This is a genomic window from Psychromonas sp. Urea-02u-13 (genome assembly GCF_002835995.1).
Taxonomy (GTDB): Bacteria; Pseudomonadota; Gammaproteobacteria; order Enterobacterales; family Psychromonadaceae; genus Psychromonas.
In genome coordinates this window covers 1-267 of sequence record NZ_PJBZ01000004.1, presented here as the reverse complement: position 1 = coordinate 267, position 267 = coordinate 1, and the positions used below count along the sequence as shown (strand labels likewise).

General features: G+C 41.9%; 1 pseudogene. It reads right to left on the bottom strand.

The window, feature by feature from the left end:
* Positions 1-267 (bottom strand): annotated as a pseudogene (locus CXF74_RS22330) (hypothetical protein); the annotation flags it as partial.

The window sequence follows — 267 nt, the reverse complement described above, 5'->3', positions numbered from 1 at the left end:
TTCTCATCTAGCAAGGCTTGAGATTTGAATCTACCTTCCCAGAAACGTCCCTTGCACTTATCTTCTTTATTCGCTTTGACAGCGATAAATTCATTTAGACAACGCATGAACCAAGAGATACTCGACAAGCGTTTACGCCACTTTGCAATAATTTCAAGCGCTGCTTCTTTTTGAATCTCTGATGTTAACTCGCCTTTTTGCCAGCGCACGACAAGCGGTGAAAGCGTATAGATTTGACTCCAACGCACACATATTTCATCATCAGAG